Below are 559 nucleotides of genomic sequence, written 5' to 3'. Positions count from 1 at the left end.
ATTAGCATAGTCTAGAAATTTAGTGATTAAGTCTAATTTAGCTTCTTGTGTTTTAATGTTTTTACTCATTTGTTATTCCAAAAATCTAAATCTCAAATTATCTTTCTAATTTTTTATCTAACATCTTCACAATCTAATATTTCCTCATATTCAAAATGAAACCCAGCACCCTCATCGCCTCTTAAAAATATATTATAATTATAATACAAATATCGTTTAAATTCTTGATACTTAATGTTATTTTTATCATCAATATACCAAGCTTCTATTTCTTTTTCTTTTTCTTTTACTTTTCCTATTCCAAGTTTAATTTCGCGTGATTTAGTTTCTATTTCTTTCCAATTTGAAGGTTGAATTTCCAAATTCAATTTTTCATTATAAAAATATTTTATACCATTATTTTTAATTCTAATATTAGAATTATTCATCATAGCTTGAATAAATTGTTTTTTTAAATCCAAATAATCTTTATTAAACACTATCATTTTATTACTATTATCTTTACACAAGCTCTTAAACTCATAATACTGCGGATCCATATATTTATAAGAACATCCTC

At 22.9% G+C, this 559-nt stretch carries 1 protein-coding gene; it reads right to left on the bottom strand.

Annotated features, from left to right (window positions below; genetic code table 11):
• Positions 1 to 113 precede the first annotated feature (113 nt).
• A partial coding sequence (locus AJ886_RS00010; protein ID WP_070286983.1) for a hypothetical protein occupies positions 114 to 559 on the bottom strand: 446 nt, incomplete at its 5' end.

This window comes from Campylobacter sp. BCW_6465, from assembly GCF_001762815.1.
Classification (GTDB): Bacteria; Campylobacterota; Campylobacteria; order Campylobacterales; family Campylobacteraceae; genus Campylobacter_D; species Campylobacter_D jejuni.
This window is presented reverse-complemented; position numbering and strand designations above follow the sequence as displayed.